10 protein-coding genes are annotated in these 15202 nt (G+C 65.7%); 3 read left to right on the top strand and 7 right to left on the bottom strand.

Features of this window, described 5'->3' with window-relative positions; genetic code table 11:
• Positions 1–2: 2 nt before the first annotated feature.
• Entirely contained in the window at positions 3–1559 is a 1557-nt protein-coding gene (ffh, locus tag AC5Y7D_RS24320; protein WP_499928395.1) for a signal recognition particle protein, read from the bottom strand.
• A 351-nt stretch (positions 1560–1910) separates the two neighbouring features.
• Between ffh and AC5Y7D_RS24315 the strand changes: the two genes are divergently transcribed.
• The 3 genes from AC5Y7D_RS24315 to AC5Y7D_RS24305 all read left to right on the top strand — a co-directional run bounded on the left by AC5Y7D_RS24315 (position 1911) and on the right by AC5Y7D_RS24305 (position 6010).
• Complete coding sequence (locus AC5Y7D_RS24315; protein WP_499928394.1) at positions 1911–2621, top strand: methyltransferase domain-containing protein; 711 nt, start codon at positions 1911–1913, stop codon at positions 2619–2621.
• 145 nt (positions 2622–2766) lie between these two features.
• The gene (locus tag AC5Y7D_RS24310; protein ID WP_499928393.1) at positions 2767–4122 is read left to right on the top strand and encodes a hypothetical protein; all 1356 of its coding nucleotides are present in this window, start codon (positions 2767–2769) and stop codon (positions 4120–4122) included.
• A gap of 181 nt (positions 4123–4303) precedes the next feature.
• On the top strand, positions 4304–6010 hold the full coding sequence (locus AC5Y7D_RS24305; RefSeq protein ID WP_499928451.1) for a DEAD/DEAH box helicase: 1707 nt from the start codon (positions 4304–4306) through the stop codon (positions 6008–6010).
• Here AC5Y7D_RS24305 and AC5Y7D_RS24300 read toward each other — a convergent pair.
• The 6 genes from AC5Y7D_RS24300 to AC5Y7D_RS24275 form a co-directional block, all read right to left on the bottom strand.
• Entirely contained in the window at positions 6007–8493 is a 2487-nt protein-coding gene (locus AC5Y7D_RS24300) for a [protein-PII] uridylyltransferase (protein ID WP_499928392.1), read from the bottom strand. The two genes, AC5Y7D_RS24305 and AC5Y7D_RS24300, sit on opposite strands and share 4 nt — an antisense overlap.
• A 21-nt stretch (positions 8494–8514) precedes the next feature.
• Positions 8515–8853, bottom strand: coding sequence for a nitrogen regulatory protein P-II (gene glnB, locus AC5Y7D_RS24295; protein WP_055577570.1), 339 nt, complete (start codon positions 8851–8853; stop codon positions 8515–8517).
• Between the two features lie 2 nt (positions 8854–8855).
• A complete protein-coding gene (locus tag AC5Y7D_RS24290; protein ID WP_499928391.1) occupies positions 8856–10280 on the bottom strand; it encodes an ammonium transporter in 1425 nt (474 codons plus the stop codon).
• A gap of 141 nt (positions 10281–10421) precedes the next feature.
• On the bottom strand, positions 10422–11726 hold the full coding sequence (gene ftsY, locus AC5Y7D_RS24285; protein ID WP_499928390.1) for a signal recognition particle-docking protein FtsY: 1305 nt from the start codon (positions 11724–11726) through the stop codon (positions 10422–10424).
• Positions 11727–11962: 236 nt separating this feature from the next.
• On the bottom strand, positions 11963–12457 hold the full coding sequence (locus AC5Y7D_RS24280) for a cupin domain-containing protein (protein ID WP_499928389.1): 495 nt from the start codon (positions 12455–12457) through the stop codon (positions 11963–11965).
• Between the two features lie 49 nt (positions 12458–12506).
• Entirely contained in the window at positions 12507–14732 is a 2226-nt protein-coding gene (locus tag AC5Y7D_RS24275; RefSeq protein WP_499928388.1) for a PPE family protein, read from the bottom strand.
• Between the last annotated feature and the right edge of the window lie 470 nt (positions 14733–15202).

Here is a 15202-nt window from a genome sequence, read left to right as displayed (position 1 = left end):
GGCTACTTCTGGCCGGGGAACTTCAGCTTGGACAGGTCGAAGTCGGCCAGGCCCGGCGGCAACTCGTTGAGTCCCTCCGGCATCTGCGAAAGGTCGGGAAAGCCCGCCGGCATGCCGGGCATCCCAGCGCCGAACGGGCTGCGCGTCTTCGGCGGAGTCGGGCCGCGCGCGCCCTTCTTGCCCTTCTTGCCCTTGGCGCTCTTGGACTTGCGCGTCGCCGACTTACGGCCCAGCCCTGGTATGCCCATGCCGCCGAGCATCGACGACATCATCTTGCGGGCTTCGAAGAACCGGTCCACCAGCTGGTTGACCTCGGAGACGGTGACGCCGGAGCCGTTGGCGATCCGCAGCCGGCGGGAGGCGTTGATGATCTTCGGATCGGCCCGCTCCTGCGGCGTCATGCCGCGGATGATCGCCTGGATCCGGTCGAGGCTCTTGTCGTCGACCTCGGCCAGTGCGTCCTTCATCTGCGCCCCGCCGGGCAGCATGCCCAGCAGGTTGCCGATCGGGCCCATCTTTCGCACCGCCAGCATCTGCTCGAGGAAGTCTTCCAGCGTCAGCTCACCGGCGCCGATCTTGGCGGCGGCATCCTCGGCCTGCTGGGCGTCGAACACCTGCTCGGCCTGCTCGATCAGGCTCAGCACATCGCCCATCCCCAGGATGCGGCCGGCCATCCGGTCCGGGTGGAAGACCTCGAAGTCCTCGAACTTCTCACCGGTGGAGGCGAAGAGGATTGGCACGCCGGTCACTTCGCGGACCGACAGGGCCGCGCCACCGCGGGCGTCGCCGTCCAGCTTGGTCAGCACCACGCCGGTGAATCCGACGCCCTCGCCGAAGGCCTGGGCGGTGGCCACAGCGTCCTGGCCGATCATCGCGTCCAGGACGAACAGCACCTCGTCGGGCTCGACGGCGTCGCGGATGGCCGCGGCCTGGGCCATCAGTTCCTCGTCGATGCCGAGCCGGCCGGCCGTGTCGACGATGACGAAGTCGAAGTGCTTGGCCTTGGCCTCGGCGATACCGGCCGCAGCGACGGCGACGGGGTCACCCGGGCCCGACTCCGGTGAGGCGCCGGGGTGCGGCGCGAACACCGGGACGCCGGCGCGCTGGCCGACGACTTGAAGCTGGTTGACCGCCGCCGGGCGCTGCAGGTCGCACGCCACCAGCAGCGGCGTGTGCCCCTGGTTCTTCAGCCGGAACGCCAACTTGCCGGCCAGCGTCGTCTTACCCGAACCCTGCAGGCCGGCGAGCATGATCACCGTGGGGGGGTTCTTGGCGTAGGCGATCTCACGGGTCTCGCCGCCGAGGATGCCGACCAGTTCCTCGTTGACGATCTTGACGACCTGCTGCGCCGGGTTCAGGGCGCCGGAGACCTCGTGGCCGCGGGCCCGTTCCTTGATCCGGTGGACGAATGCCCGGACGACGGGCAGCGACACGTCGGCTTCCAGCAGCGCGAGCCGGATTTCGCGGGTGGTGGCCTCGATATCGGCGTCGGTCAGACGGCCCTTGCCGCGCAGCCCCTGAAGGGCACCGGTCAAGCGATCGGACAGCGATTCAAACACGACCGCCAGCCTAGTGGTGAGTACCGGCTCGACGTACTCGGGCGCAGCGCGAAGCGATCCGGATGCAACCACTCACTCGCCCGTGCGGCCCGTTACACCAGCATCTGTGGCCTTCAGAGCCTTCTTCGTCGGAACACGACGCGAAGTGTCCGCCCCGAAAATCCACCACACGAAGTTTGTTCGGGGTGACCGCGGGTAGCTGGATGGCTAATGCGCTCTATCGACATAGGGTCAATACGACGAAAGGTGCCACGATGACCGCTCCTGAACGGCAGACGCTCGGCACTTCGAGCGCACAGATCGGCACTTCAACGTCGAAGACCGCACGGTAGTCGCAGGCCGCTTGATCGCATGACAACCGCAACGCCGCTCGGCAGCCGCGCCACGCCCGCGTGCGCGACGATCGATCACATCTACCGCGCCGGGGCTATCGGCGCGCCGTGTTGGGTGCGTAACCATCGGGGACAGCGACGAGAACTGCCGATGACGCGCTGGATCGGCGGCCCCGACATCACCCCGCATGACCGTCTGGCCGACCAATACGTGCTGGCTCACTGTACGAGTGGGCCAACCCTGGATGTGGGGTGCGGGCCAGGTCGTTTCACCGCGGCGCTGCAAAACCGCAGTTTGCCCGCGCTGGGAGTGGATAGTTGCGCCACCGCCGTGGAGTTGACGCGGTCACGGGGTGGAGCCGCGATCCGACGCGACGTTTTCGCGCCGCTGCCCGCCGAGAGATGCTGGCAGCAGGTGTTGCTGATCGACGGCAACATCGGCGTCGGCGGTGCTCCGGCCACGATGTTGCGGCGCGTCGCGAAATTGCTGGCCCCGCAAGGAATTGTGATCGCCGAAATTGACGCCCCACCGACGCCGCTGAGTCGCGAGATGGTGCGCTGGGAAACCGGCGATCATGTCTCACAATGGTTTCCGTGGGCACGGGTTGGCGCAGTCGCACTCGGTGAGATCGCCGACGCCGCCGGCTTGCTGATCCGAAGCGTTGTCGACATCCACGGCAGGGTGATCGCAATTCTGACCGGCGAGCCCCCGGTAAAAGCAGACCGCTGAGTATGTTCGTAGCGGGCATGGCATCGGTGGAGTGCTTGACCCAGTACTGGATCCGACCCGGTAGTCGCGCACGATGCGTCTGAAACGGGACCGAAGCTCCGACCAGAATGGGTCCGAGCACGACGCCAACTCGTCGGCTCGTTGGATGCTCACACTCCCGCTGCCAGAGACGTTCGCGGTCGCGGCCGGGGTCGTGCTATTGGCTGTCGCTTTCGTGGTGCCGCACCTGAAGCTGAGTGTGACGCCGCTGATCAATGCCCCTCCCGAGCGATTCGCCGCGTTTGCGGGAATGGCGCCCATCTTCGGCTGGTGGCTGCCGCACATCGGGTGGGGCACCGGACCGGCCATCGTCATCGGCGTTGCCGCCGTGCTGTGGGCGCCGGCGGTCGCTGTGCGCTTGTCGTGGCGCGCGTTGATCATGACGACATGGGCGACGGCAAGCGCATGGGCCTTCTCGCTCGCGATGATCGACGGCTGGCAGCTGGGCTTCGCCGGCCGGCTCACGGCACGCCACGAATACCTACAACAGGTGCCCACCGTCACCGATATCCCCGAGGCGGTGCAGCACTTCGCCGACAGGATCCTCGACTTTCGTCCTGATTCCTGGATCACTCACGTGTCCGGGCATCCGCCCGGTGCGCTCCTGACCTTCGTGTGGCTGGATCGAATCGGTCTGACCGGCGGCGCCTGGGCCGGGTTACTTTGCCTACTGGCGGGATCGAGTGCCGCAGTCGCGATCATCGTCACGATGCGGGCGTTGACCGACGAGCGAACGGCCCGGCTGGCGGCCCCATTCGTCGCCGTGTCACCGACGGCGATCTGGGTCGCGGTAGCGGCGGACGGCTACTTCGCCGGTGTGGCGGCCTGGGGCATCGCGTTGTTGGCACTGGCCGCGCGCCGGACAGTGCGGATGCCGGTGCTGGCCGCCACCGGTGCGGGTCTGTTGCTGGGCTGGGGCATCTTCCTCAGCTACGGCCTGGCGCTGCTGGCGCTGCCCGCAATCGCGGTCGTGGTCGCCGCGATCGACCGGCGTGCCGCATTTCAGACGCTGGTACCGGCGGTGCTTGCCGCTGTGTCGGTCGTGCTGATCTTCGCGCTTGCCGGATTCTGGTGGTTCGACGGCTACGAGCTGGTGCAGCAACGGTACTGGCAGGGAATTGCCAACGACCGGCCGTTCCAGTACTGGTGGTGGGGCAACTTGGCGTCAGTGGTGTGTGCGATCGGGCTGGGCAGCGTGGCCGGCATCAGCCGGGCGCTCGACATGTCTGCGCTCCGGCAGCGCTCAGGCCTGCACCTCGTCATCGTGGCCATGTCGGTGGCGATAGTGCTGGCCGACGCGAGCCAGCTGAGCAAGGCCGAGGTGGAGCGCATCTGGTTGCCTTTCACGATGTGGCTGCCGGCCGCGGCGGCGCTGTTGCCGTGTCGATCACATCGCTGGTGGCTGGCAGTAAACGTCGTCGGCGCTCTGGTGCTCAATCACCTCGTCTTGACGAACTGGTAAACACTGGGCCGGTCGCGGCGTGCGGCTCGCCGCAGCGGATGACAACGGGTGAACAGGGCGAATCATGTCGCAACTGCACCCAAAAGCGTTGGCGTGCTAGATTTCACAGCCACTACGTCGTCGGGCTGATCGGCGCAGAGACCGCGTCACGCGGCCGAGTTGCTACGGGGGGATCGTGTCGCTGCAGCCAGTCAGCCACTTCCCCGCCGACACCACCCGGACGTTGCGCGGCTGGCAGCGCCGCGCCTTGGTGAAGTACCTGGGCAGCGAGCCCCGCGACTTCCTGGCCGTCGCCACACCCGGCAGCGGCAAGACCGCGTTCGCCCTGCGGATCGCGGGCGAGCTGATCGCCCACCGGGCCGTCGAGCAGCTGACCGTGGTGGTGCCCACCGAGCACCTCAAGATCCAGTGGGCGCAGGCCGCCGGACGCCAGGGACTCTCCCTGGACCCGAAGTTCTCCAACTCCAACCCGCAGACCTCGCCTGAGTATCACGGCGTGGTGGTCACCTACGCCCAGGTGGCCGCACATCCGACGCTGCACCGGGTACGCACCGAGCAACGCAAGACATTGGTGGTCTTCGACGAGATTCACCACGGCGGGGACGCCAAGACCTGGGGTGACGCCATCCGGGAAGCCTTCGGCGACGCCACCCGCCGGCTCGCGCTGACCGGCACGCCGTTCCGCAGCGACGACAGCCCCATCCCGTTCGTCACCTACGAACCGGACCCGGACGGCTTGATGCGGTCCAGGGCCGACCACACCTACGGGTATGCCGAGGCCCTGGCCGACGGCGTGGTCCGACCGGTGGTGTTCATGGCGTATTCCGGGCAGGCACGCTGGCGGGACAGCGCCGGCGAGGAGCATGAGGCGCGCCTGGGCGAGCCGTTGTCGGCCGAGCAGACCGCGCGGGCCTGGCGCACCGCGCTGGACCCGGCCGGCGAGTGGATGCCCGCGGTGATCGCCGCGGCCGACCAGCGGCTGCGCCAGCTGCGCGAGCACGTCCCCGATGCCGGCGGCATGATCATCGCCTCCGACCGAACCGCGGCCCGTGCCTACGCGAGCCTGCTAACCAGGTCGACGGGCGAGGCGCCCACCGTCGTGCTGTCCGACGACCCCGGATCGTCGGCCCGCATCTCCGAGTTCGCGGCGAGCACCACCAGGTGGCTGGTGGCGGTGCGGATGGTTTCCGAGGGTGTCGACGTGCCGCGGCTGTCGGTCGGGATCTACGCCACCAGCGCCTCGACACCGCTGTTTTTCGCGCAGGCCATCGGGCGGTTCGTGCGGTCCCGCCGTCCGGGCGAGACAGCCAGCATCTTCCTGCCGTCGGTGCCCAACCTGCTGCAGCTGGCCAGCGAGCTGGAGGCACAGCGCAACCACGTCCTGGGCAAGCCGCACCGGGAATCCGAGGGCGATCCGCTCGACGGCGACCCGGCCACCAGGACGCAGAACGAACCAGGCGAGGACAAGAGCTTCACCGCCCTGGGCGCCGACGCCGAATTGGATCAGGTCATCTTCGACGGCTCCTCGTTCGGCACCGCCACCCCCGCCGGCAGCGACGAGGAGGCCGACTACCTCGGCATCCCCGGTCTCCTCGACGCCGAGCAGATGCGCGCACTGCTGCACCGGCGCCAGGACGAACAGCTGCAGAAACGGGCGCAGGCCGGAACACCGGCGGCGCCGGCGACCACCCACGGGCAACTGCGCGAACTGCGCCGCGAACTCAACGCCCTGGTATCGGTCGCCCACCACCGCACCGGCAAGCCACACGGCTGGATCCACAACGAGCTCAGGCGCCGCTGCGGCGGGCCGCCGATCGCCGCAGCCACCCGCGACCAGCTCAAGGCCCGCATCGACGCGGTGCGGCAGCTCAACGCCGAGCAGTCTTAATCGCCGACCGGCTCGTCCTCGAGAACGACGGCGGGCGCACCCAGCACGGCGAGCAGGTGCTTTTCCACCGCGGCACGCGCATCGTGTTCCGGCGGCACCGCCACGCAGAACACATCGGCCGCCGTCGACCCGAATGTGTTGACTTTCGCCCACACGATGTCGGTTTCGGCCCGCTCCAGCGCCCGTGCCAGCAAGGCGAGCAGACCCACCCGGTCCATCGCTCGGACCTCCAGTAGCAACTGGCCCGGGGTGTCGGTCTCGAGCCAAAGGATGCGGGGCGGTGCGGTCGACCGGGTAACCGGAACTCCGACCTGCACCTCGCCGGCCCGGGCGGTGGCCGAACTGGTGGCCTCGATGTCCCGCTTTTCCAGCGTGCCGCACACGTCGATGTCGCCGTGCAGCGCACCGACGAATTGCTGACGCAGCAACTCCGCGGCGGGCGGCGAACCGAACAGCGGCGACACCACGAATTCGGTGATCACCACGCCCTCGTGGATGTTCACCGAAGCCGAATGCACCCGCAGCGAATTCAGCGCCAGCACCGCGGCGGCCTTCGATACCAAGCCCCGCTGGTCGGGGGCCACCATCACCGCAGACAACCGCTCGCCGGCGCCGGCGTTGACCTCGACATGCACGCCTCGTCGCGCCGCCAACGAAAGATAATGCGGCGCAGTCGGTTCCGCTTGCGGCAGCGCCTCCCCGGCCATCGCAAGCCGGCAGCGACGTACCAGGTCCTCGACCAGAGACGCCTTCCAGTCGCTCCACACGCCCGGTCCGGTCGCCTTGGAGTCCGCCTGCGACAGGGCATGCATGAGTTCCAGCAGCTGGGGGTCGCCGCCCAGGGCCTCGGACACGGCCTCGATGGTCTTGTGGTCGTTCAGGTCGCTTCGGGTAGCCGTGATGGGTAGCAGCAGGTGGTGACGGACCATTTTCGACACGGTGTCGACGTCGGCGGGCGCCAGCCCCAGCCGCTGGGCGATCGGGGTCACCAGATCGGCCCCGAACACGCAGTGGTCGGTGCCGCGGCCCTTGCCGATGTCGTGCAGCAGCGCGCCCAGGGCCAGCAGGTCCGGTCGGGCCACGTTGGTGGTCAGCGGCGCCGCGTGCACGGCGCACTCGACGGAATGACGGTCCACGGTCCACTTGTGCGAGACATCGCGCGGCGGCAGGTCACGGATCGCGTCCCACTCGGGCAGCAACTGACCCCACAAGCCGGTGCGGTCCAGCGCCTCGATGGTCGGTACCGCGGTGGGCCCGGCCAGCAGCACCACCAACAGGTCGTCCAGGGCCTCGCGGGGCCAAGGCGTCGGTAGCGGAGGTGCGCTGTCCAACCGGCTCAGGGTGGCGGCGCCGATGGGGATGCCGGTGTCGGCCGACGCGGCGGCCACCCGCAGCACCAGACCGGGGTCGGTTTCCGGGTGGGCCTCGCGGGCGAGCACGATCTCCCCGGCGTATTCGACGACGCCCTCGTCCAGCGGCCGCCGCTTCGGCCGTCGCATCAAGGCGGTGATGCCGCGTTTGGGCAGCGCGTTGGCGGCGGTACGCAACCCCGTCACGGCGTGGAAGCTGATGGTCCGGCCGGCGCTGGACAGCATGCGCGCCAGATCGAACCGGTCACCGACCCCCAGCGCCTCGCTGATCTCATCGGCGAATTGGGCCAGCAACTGGTCACGCCCGCGGCGGGAGACCACGTGCAATTCGGTGCGCACATCGAGCAACGTCAGATACGCATCGTCCAGCGAGCCGACGGCGGTATCCGCACGGGCCATGCCGTGCCGGTCGATGAGTTGTGCCAAAGCCAGGGCATTGAGTAGCTGGACATCGCGCAGGCCGCCGCGCCCGGACTTGAGGTCGGGCTCCGCACGGTGGGCGATGCGCCCCAGCCGCAGCCACCGGGCGTGCGTCATCTCGACGAGTTCGTCCATGCGCGAACGGATTCCGGTGCGCCACTGCCGCCGTATCCCGTCGATCAGTTCGGCCGACAGGGCCTCGGTGCCGGCGATGTGCCGGGCTTCCAGCATGCCCAGGGCAGCGGTCAGATCGGCACCGGCGGTGCCCAGCGCCTCGCTGACCGTGCGGACGCTGTGGTCGAGCCGGATGTTGGCGTCCCACAACGGGTACCACAGTTTGTCGGCGATCGGCGCCAGGATCTCGGGCGGCTTTCCGTCATGCAGCAGCACCAGGTCGAGGTCCGAGTACGGCAGCAACTCACGCCGGCCAAGGCCGCCGACGGCAACGATCGCGAAGCCGCTGGCGTCGGTGATGCCGATCTCGGAAGCCTTGGCCCTCAGCCAGGATTCGTGCAAGTCCAGCACCACCTGCCGCATCTCGGCAGGTTCGAGGCCGCGAAGTCCGTCAGACAACAGTTCGCGCCGCGCGGCAGCCAAATCGACTGCCGCAACGGCGCTTCCTGTTTGCCTTCGTTCCGATTCCGGCGATTCAGAGGGGTCCAGTGGGTCTTGTGTCACACCCGGCCGGCCCATCTGCCCTGGTGGGGCAACGTGCTAGAGGGCGTCAGAACCGCGCTCACCGGTGCGCACCCGCACGATGGTGTCCACGGGGCTGACCCACACCTTGCCGTCGCCGATCTTGCCAGTGCGTGCCGCCCGGACGATGCTGTCCACGACCTTGTCGACGATGGAGTCGTCGACAACGACCTCGATCCGGACCTTGGGCACGAAGTCGACGGAGTACTCAGCGCCGCGGTAGACCTCGGTGTGGCCCTTCTGCCGTCCATAGCCCTGGATCTCGCTGACCGTCATGCCCAGGACGCCGGCGTCCTCCAGGCTGGTCTTGACGTCGTCGAGGGTGAACGGCTTGACGATCGCGGTGATCAGCTTCATTTCTATTCCGCCTCAACTTTCTCGGCCACTCGCGCCTGCAGGCCGTTCGGTGTGTCCGGCAGGCTGGCGCGGGGAAGAACCGAACCGCTGGCCACCGCGAAATCGTAGCCGCTCTCGGCGTGCTCCGACTCATCGATGCCCGCCGCTTCCTGCTCTGCTCCCAGCCGCAGCCCAATGGTGTACTTCAGGATAAGCGCCAGGATCAGCGTGACGACGCCGGAGTAGGCCAGTACGGCGAACGCGCCGACCGCCTGGCGTTCCAGCTGGTCGATGCCGCCGCCGTAGAACAGCCCCTTGGACACACCGGCCACGCCGTTGATCGCGACACTCTCGGGCGCGGCCACCAGGCCGACCATCAGGGTGCCGGCCAGCCCGCCGACCAGGTGCACGCCGACCACGTCCAGCGAGTCGTCGAAGCCGAGCTTGAACTTCAGTCCGACGGCCAGCGCGCACAGCACGCCGGCGACCGCACCGATGACCAGCGCGCCCAGCACGTTCACCGACGAGCAGGACGGCGTGATCGCGACCAGCCCGGCGACAATGCCCGAGGCCGCACCCAGGGTGGTGGCGTGGCCGTCGCGGATGCGCTCGGTGAGCAGCCAGGCCAGCATCGCCGCGGCTGTGGCGATAGTGGTGGTGATGAACGTCGACCCCGCGGCGCCGTTCGAACTGGTAGCCGAACCGGCGTTGAACCCATACCACCCGAACCACAGCAATCCGGCGCCGAGCATCACGAACGGCAGGTTGTGCGGACGGAACAGGGTCGTCGGCCAGCCCTTGCGCTTGCCCAGCACGAGCGCCAGCACCAGGCCGGCCACACCGGCGTTGATGTGCACGGCGGTTCCACCTGCGAAGTCGATCGCGTGCAGCTTGTTGGCGATCCAGCCGCCCTTCTCGGCAGCGATCTTGTCGAAGGAGAACACCCAGTGCGCGACCGGGAAGTACACCAGCGTCGCCCACAGACCGGAGAACACCAGCCAGGCGCTGAACTTCATCCGGTCCGCCACCGCGCCCGAGACCAGCGCGACGGTGATGATCGCGAACATCAGCTGGAACGCCACGAACACGGTGGCCGGCAGGGTGCCCACCAGCGGGATGTTGGTCGCCGCTACCCCGGTGCTCGCGTCCGCCGCGACACCGTTGCCGCCGATCAGTCCCTTCAATCCCAGGAATTCGGTCGGGCTGCCCACGACGTTCGCGGTGTCGTTACCGAATGCCATCGAGTAGCCATAGAGCACCCAGAGCACCGTCACGACGCCCATCGCGCTGATGCTCATCATGATCATGTTGAGCACGCTCTTGGCACGAACCATGCCGCCGTAGAAGAACGCCAGGCCCGGCGTCATCAACAGCACGAGCGCGGAACTAGCCAACATCCAGGCCGTATCGCCGGTATTCGGCACACCCATGGTCGGGAAATCGCTCACTCGCTATCACCTCCAGTCAGCGTTGGGAGGGCCCCAGAATGATGACTGGTGACCTGACGAGAACCATGCGCATAAGTTGTTGCAGCAATGGAGCCGCCGTGTTTCGTCAGGATTAACGTAAAAGTTGCTGTGTAAGTGCTTTCAGCCCAGCAGCGCGTCGACAAAGGCCGCCGGCTCGAACGGCGCGAGGTCGTCGGCCCCCTCGCCCAGCCCGACCAGCTTCACCGGCACGCCCAGTTCCTGCTGGACGCGGAAAACGATGCCGCCCTTGGCCGTTCCGTCCAGTTTGGTCAGCACCGCGCCGGTGATCTCGACGACCTCCGCAAACACCTTGGCCTGAGCCAGGCCGTTCTGCCCGATGGTGGCATCCAGAACCAGCAGCACCTCATCAACAGCGGCACGTCGGCCGACCACTCGTTTGACCTTGCCCAGTTCGTCCATCAGGCCCACCTTGGTGTGCAACCGGCCGGCCGTGTCGATGAGGACGACGTCGGCACCGGCTTGGATCCCCTTGTCCACGGCGTCGAACGCCACCGACGCCGGATCGGCGCCCTCGGCGCCGCGCACCACCTCCGCGCCCACCCGCGACGCCCAGGTCTCCAGTTGGTCGGCCGCTGCCGCCCGGAAGGTATCGGCCGCGCCGAGCACGACCCGACGTCCGTCGGCCACCAGCACCCGCGCCAGCTTGCCGACCGTGGTGGTCTTGCCGGTGCCGTTGACACCGACGACGAGCAGCACCGATGGATGGTCGGCGTGCGGCAGCGCCCGGATCGAACGGTCCATCTCCGGATGCAACTCCTTGATCAGCACGTCGCGCAGTACCACCCGGGCGTCGGCTTCGGTACGGACGGTGCTGGTCGCCAGCCGCGTCCGCAGCTGCGACACCACCGCTTCGGTGACCACCGGGCCCAGATCCGCGATCAGCAGGGTGTCCTCGACGTCCTGCCACGAGTCCTCGTCCAGGTCGCCGCCACCGAGCAGGCCCAGCATGCTGCGGCCGAGCGCGTTCTGTGACCGGGCCAGCCGCCCGCGCAGTCGCTCCAACCGCCCTTCCGGCGGCTCGATGGCCTCGATCTGCGGCGCCTCGGGCTCGGGCGCCGTTTCTGGCTCGGCTGATTCAGGTATCGGCTCCGGTTCGACCTCCGGTTCAGGGAGGTGAACCTCGGCGATGGGACGCTTGGGAGCGTCGCGCGGGATGGTGGCGTCGTCGCCGACTGCGGGCAGCCCGGTCGCGTCGATCCGTTCTCGTGGTTGCAGCGTCGGTGTCTGGCTGAACGTGATCCCCGACGACGCGGTATAGCCACCGGAGCGGTCGACGGCGTCGGGGGTGGCCTTGGGCGCCAGCCTGATCTGGCGCTTGCGGTAGCGCGCCAGGCCGAAGACGAGCGCGGCGACGATGACCAGGGCGGCGGCGACCGCGATGGCGATCCATAGTCCTTGCGACACCCTGACATCCTTCCAGGGATCGTGTGCCGCGATTACAGGCCCCGCGGGAGCAGGCTCCGACTGACCTCCTCGCGCAGCGTGTCACAGCTTCGGACAGGCAGCTGGCCCAGCCCTGTTCAACGTTGTCGACGGTCAGTCCGTTGGCTCCGTTCGAGCATCACCGTTGGTCTTGACTCCGTCTCTACCGAAAGACTCGGGTGCCCCTCCAATCCTCAATGGCGATGAGATGTGATGCGTCACGCATATCCACACCCAGGATCGGGGGCGTCGTTGGATAACGGGCTGCCGTGTGGGTCGATGTAAACGACCTGCATCACGACCGGCGTTAACCCTAGGTTGCGACCGATATGAGCGTGGTCGGAGCCGCTGAACTCGGTGATGGCATCGCCGGCGCCGTAGATCCCGTCAGTGCTGCAGTCAGCGAGATTGTGGGTAAGTGTGCCCTGCCTGATGACGCCGAACAAGTTGCCCTGGTGCCAGTGCCAGCCTGTGCTACCGCCCGGGGAGATAGTGATCTCACGCAGAATGTAGTCGAGTTCTTGACCGCTAACTGTGGTCTGCGACAAAACGGCCGCCGCTATTCCGCGATCAGGTGTTGCGAAGGCGAGGTGTGTAGACGTCACCGGCAACACCATCGCGATCGCCGCCAGGGCCACCCGGAACATACTCGGCCTTTTTACCGCCGCCATGCGTCTAAACCGACTGGCACCATAGGCAAAGAACTTCGACACTTTGGTGGAGTTGCGCCGACCAGTCGAATCCAATCTGCGATGCCGGAGACTATCCACCGAAGAAGCCAGAGATTCCATTGCCCGAGTTCCAGCCACCCGAATTGCCGCCGCCCGTATTCCCGAAGCCGGAATTGCCTCCCGCCGTAAGCCCGCTGCCGGCGTTGAAAATGCCGGCGTTGTTAGAAACCGAGTTCACGATGCCGGTGTTGAATACTCCACTATTAAAAAATCCCACGTTGAACCCACCGCCCGAGTTTCCGACGCCAACGCTATCGAAACCCCTGTTGAATAATCCCACGTCGGCGTCACCGGTATTTCCAATTCCAGTGGCCAAAAGGCCGGAATTAGAGAAGCCCACACTGGCCTGCTGAGCATTGCTGAAGCCAGCACTCAAAGCGCCCGCGTTCCGGTAGCCGGAGCTACCATTCCCGGAGTTGAAGAATCCCGAGCTTCCGGTGCCGGAGTTGCCAAATCCCGAGCTGGCTGCAGCGGAATTATTCACGTAAAAAAGACCCGTATTGACATCGCCGGAGTTGAAGAGACCGGTATTGATACTTCCGGAGTTGAACAAGCCCGTGTTGACATCGCCTGAGTTAAAAATACCAGTGTTTAAATCGCCCGAATTGAAAGCACCTACATTGGAACTTCCCGCGTTGAAATAACCGAGATTCGCGCGGCCGGAATTGAAGCTGGCAAAGTTACTGTCCCCCGAATTGAAGCTGCCCATGTTAAAGTCCCCCGAATCAAAGAACCCGACATTTGCGTTACCCGCGTTGAACCCACCCACATTGTTACTGCCGACGTTGTAAAGGCCGACGTTGTGATCACCCGCACTGCCCCAACCAGCGTTCGTCGAGCCAGAAATTGTTAAACCGGTATTTACCGTGCCAGAGTTCCATAATCCGGTGTTAATATCTCCCGAATTAGATAGGCCTGTATTCTGGTTGCCAGAGTTGAGTACGCCCACGTTGCCGTTACCGGAATTAAAGAACCCAACGTTGTTATCGCCCGAGTTACCGAGGCCGATGTTGCCGCCTCCGGAATTCAGCGTGCCGATACCGACCTGATTATCGCCGGTCAGGCCGAATCCAACATTGTTATTGCCGTGATTTCCGATACCGATATTGTTGAAGCCGAAGTTTCCCCATCCTATATTACCGTTGCCACGGTTGCCGCCACCGAAATTATTGCTGCCAAGATTTCCGGCGCCCAGATTACGGCCGAGGGAGCCTTCGACACTCCCGCCGTTACCGAATCCTATGTTCGCATCGCCGATATTCCCGCTACCAAGATTGAAGCTCCCAAGATTTCCGTTGCCGTAATTTGATTCACCATGGTTACCATTGCCCCAGTTGGTATCGCCGATGTTGCCGCTGCCCTGATTCGCATACCCAATGTTTCCGCTACCGACATTTTGCGAACCGCTAATTCCGTCGGTTCCCTTGTTACCGCTACCTATATTTTGGTCGCCGAGATTACCGCCCCCAATGTTGAAGGCTCCTCCATTTCCAGAACCGATATTCCCGTCGCCAAGATTGCCACTGCCAAGATTCAGATGACTGAGCACCGTGGCCAAACCCGAGTTTCCGCTACCCAAGTTCAGATTTCCGATGTTGCCGCTGCCGAAATTGACGTTGCCGAAGTTGCCGTCACCGATATTGACGTTACCTATGTTCCCGCAGCCCAAGTTGGCGATTCCCGAATTTGTAGGATTCTGAGTCAGAAAATTGCCGATGCCCGGCAGACCTGAGACGCTGTCAAGCAGATCCCCTGCCGCTAACGGAGCCGCTGCCGCGGTCGCCGCCGCGTGATAACTGAACATCGCCGACACATCTTGTGCCCACATCTGCTCATAGCCGCTTTCGGCGGCCATGATCGCGGGCGCGTTCAGACCCAACCAGTTTGACCGCACCAGTTGGCCAAAGGCGGCGCGGTTAGCCGCCACTGCCAGCGGATGCACAGTGGCAGCCTTGGCGGACTCAAACACCCGGACCATCGTGCTGAGTTGGATAGCCGCTTTCTCCGCATGAGCGGCGGCGGCGCTCAAGAATCTCGCGTAGGGAATGGCCGCGCCTGTCATCGCCTCCGCCGCCGCGCCCTGCCATGACTCGGCGACTAACGCCTTTGTCACTGACGAGAACGACGACGTGGCCGCACCCAACTCGCGCCCCAACCCTTCCCAGGCAGTGGCCGCTTCCAACAGCGGCGCCGAACCCGCGCCGCTGAACAGCAGCGATGAGTTGATTTCCGGCGGCAGCGCCGCAAAATTCGCCATGGTTGACCTCCTGACACGTGCCACCGGTGAACCGGCCGGCAGACGGACCGCTGAATAATTCTTCAGCACGCTACCAAGCCAGATCCCTCTTCTGTGATGTTTTCTTCACAACTGATTGTGGATGGCGTTGCGCACATGGAGCTATGAAGATCCATACGTAGGCGGGGCCCGCTTTGGCCTCGACCTGCCCAGGCATGCGAAGCACTGAAGGCCGGCTGTGCGACTGAACCAAGTGGCCACTTCGTCTGCGCCGCACTCCGCGGGCATGTGGTAGCCCCCGCGAGCCGCGTTTGGGCCGGGCTATGTCTTCCCGAGTCGCACGTGCCGGCACATTTCTTTAGGTGTGAGGAAATCCTCACTTAGTTGACGAGTCAGTATTCATAGGTGAATATTTATTCACAAATGAGAGCTTGGAGGTAGCCCGTGACTAACCGCACCCAACCACCAGACACCCGACCGCACTCTCCCGC

The sequence above is a fragment of the Mycobacterium sp. NGS49 genome (assembly GCF_059812565.1).
The sequence above is the reverse complement of the archived record's forward strand: the minus strand, read 5'-3'. Positions and strand labels throughout refer to the sequence as shown.

Coding starts and splice junctions, on each gene's coding strand:
- glnB (WP_055577570.1), bottom strand. CDS start 8,853: ATGAAGCTGATCACCGCGATCGTCAAGCCGTTCACCCTCGACGACGTC.
- AC5Y7D_RS24315 (WP_499928394.1), top strand. CDS start 1,911: ATGACAACCGCAACGCCGCTCGGCAGCCGCGCCACGCCCGCGTGCGCG.
- AC5Y7D_RS24300 (WP_499928392.1), bottom strand. CDS start 8,493: ATGGGCCGGCCGGGTGTGACACAAGACCCACTGGACCCCTCTGAATCG.
- AC5Y7D_RS24275 (WP_499928388.1), bottom strand. CDS start 14,732: ATGGCGAATTTTGCGGCGCTGCCGCCGGAAATCAACTCATCGCTGCTG.
- AC5Y7D_RS24310 (WP_499928393.1), top strand. CDS start 2,767: ATGCTCACACTCCCGCTGCCAGAGACGTTCGCGGTCGCGGCCGGGGTC.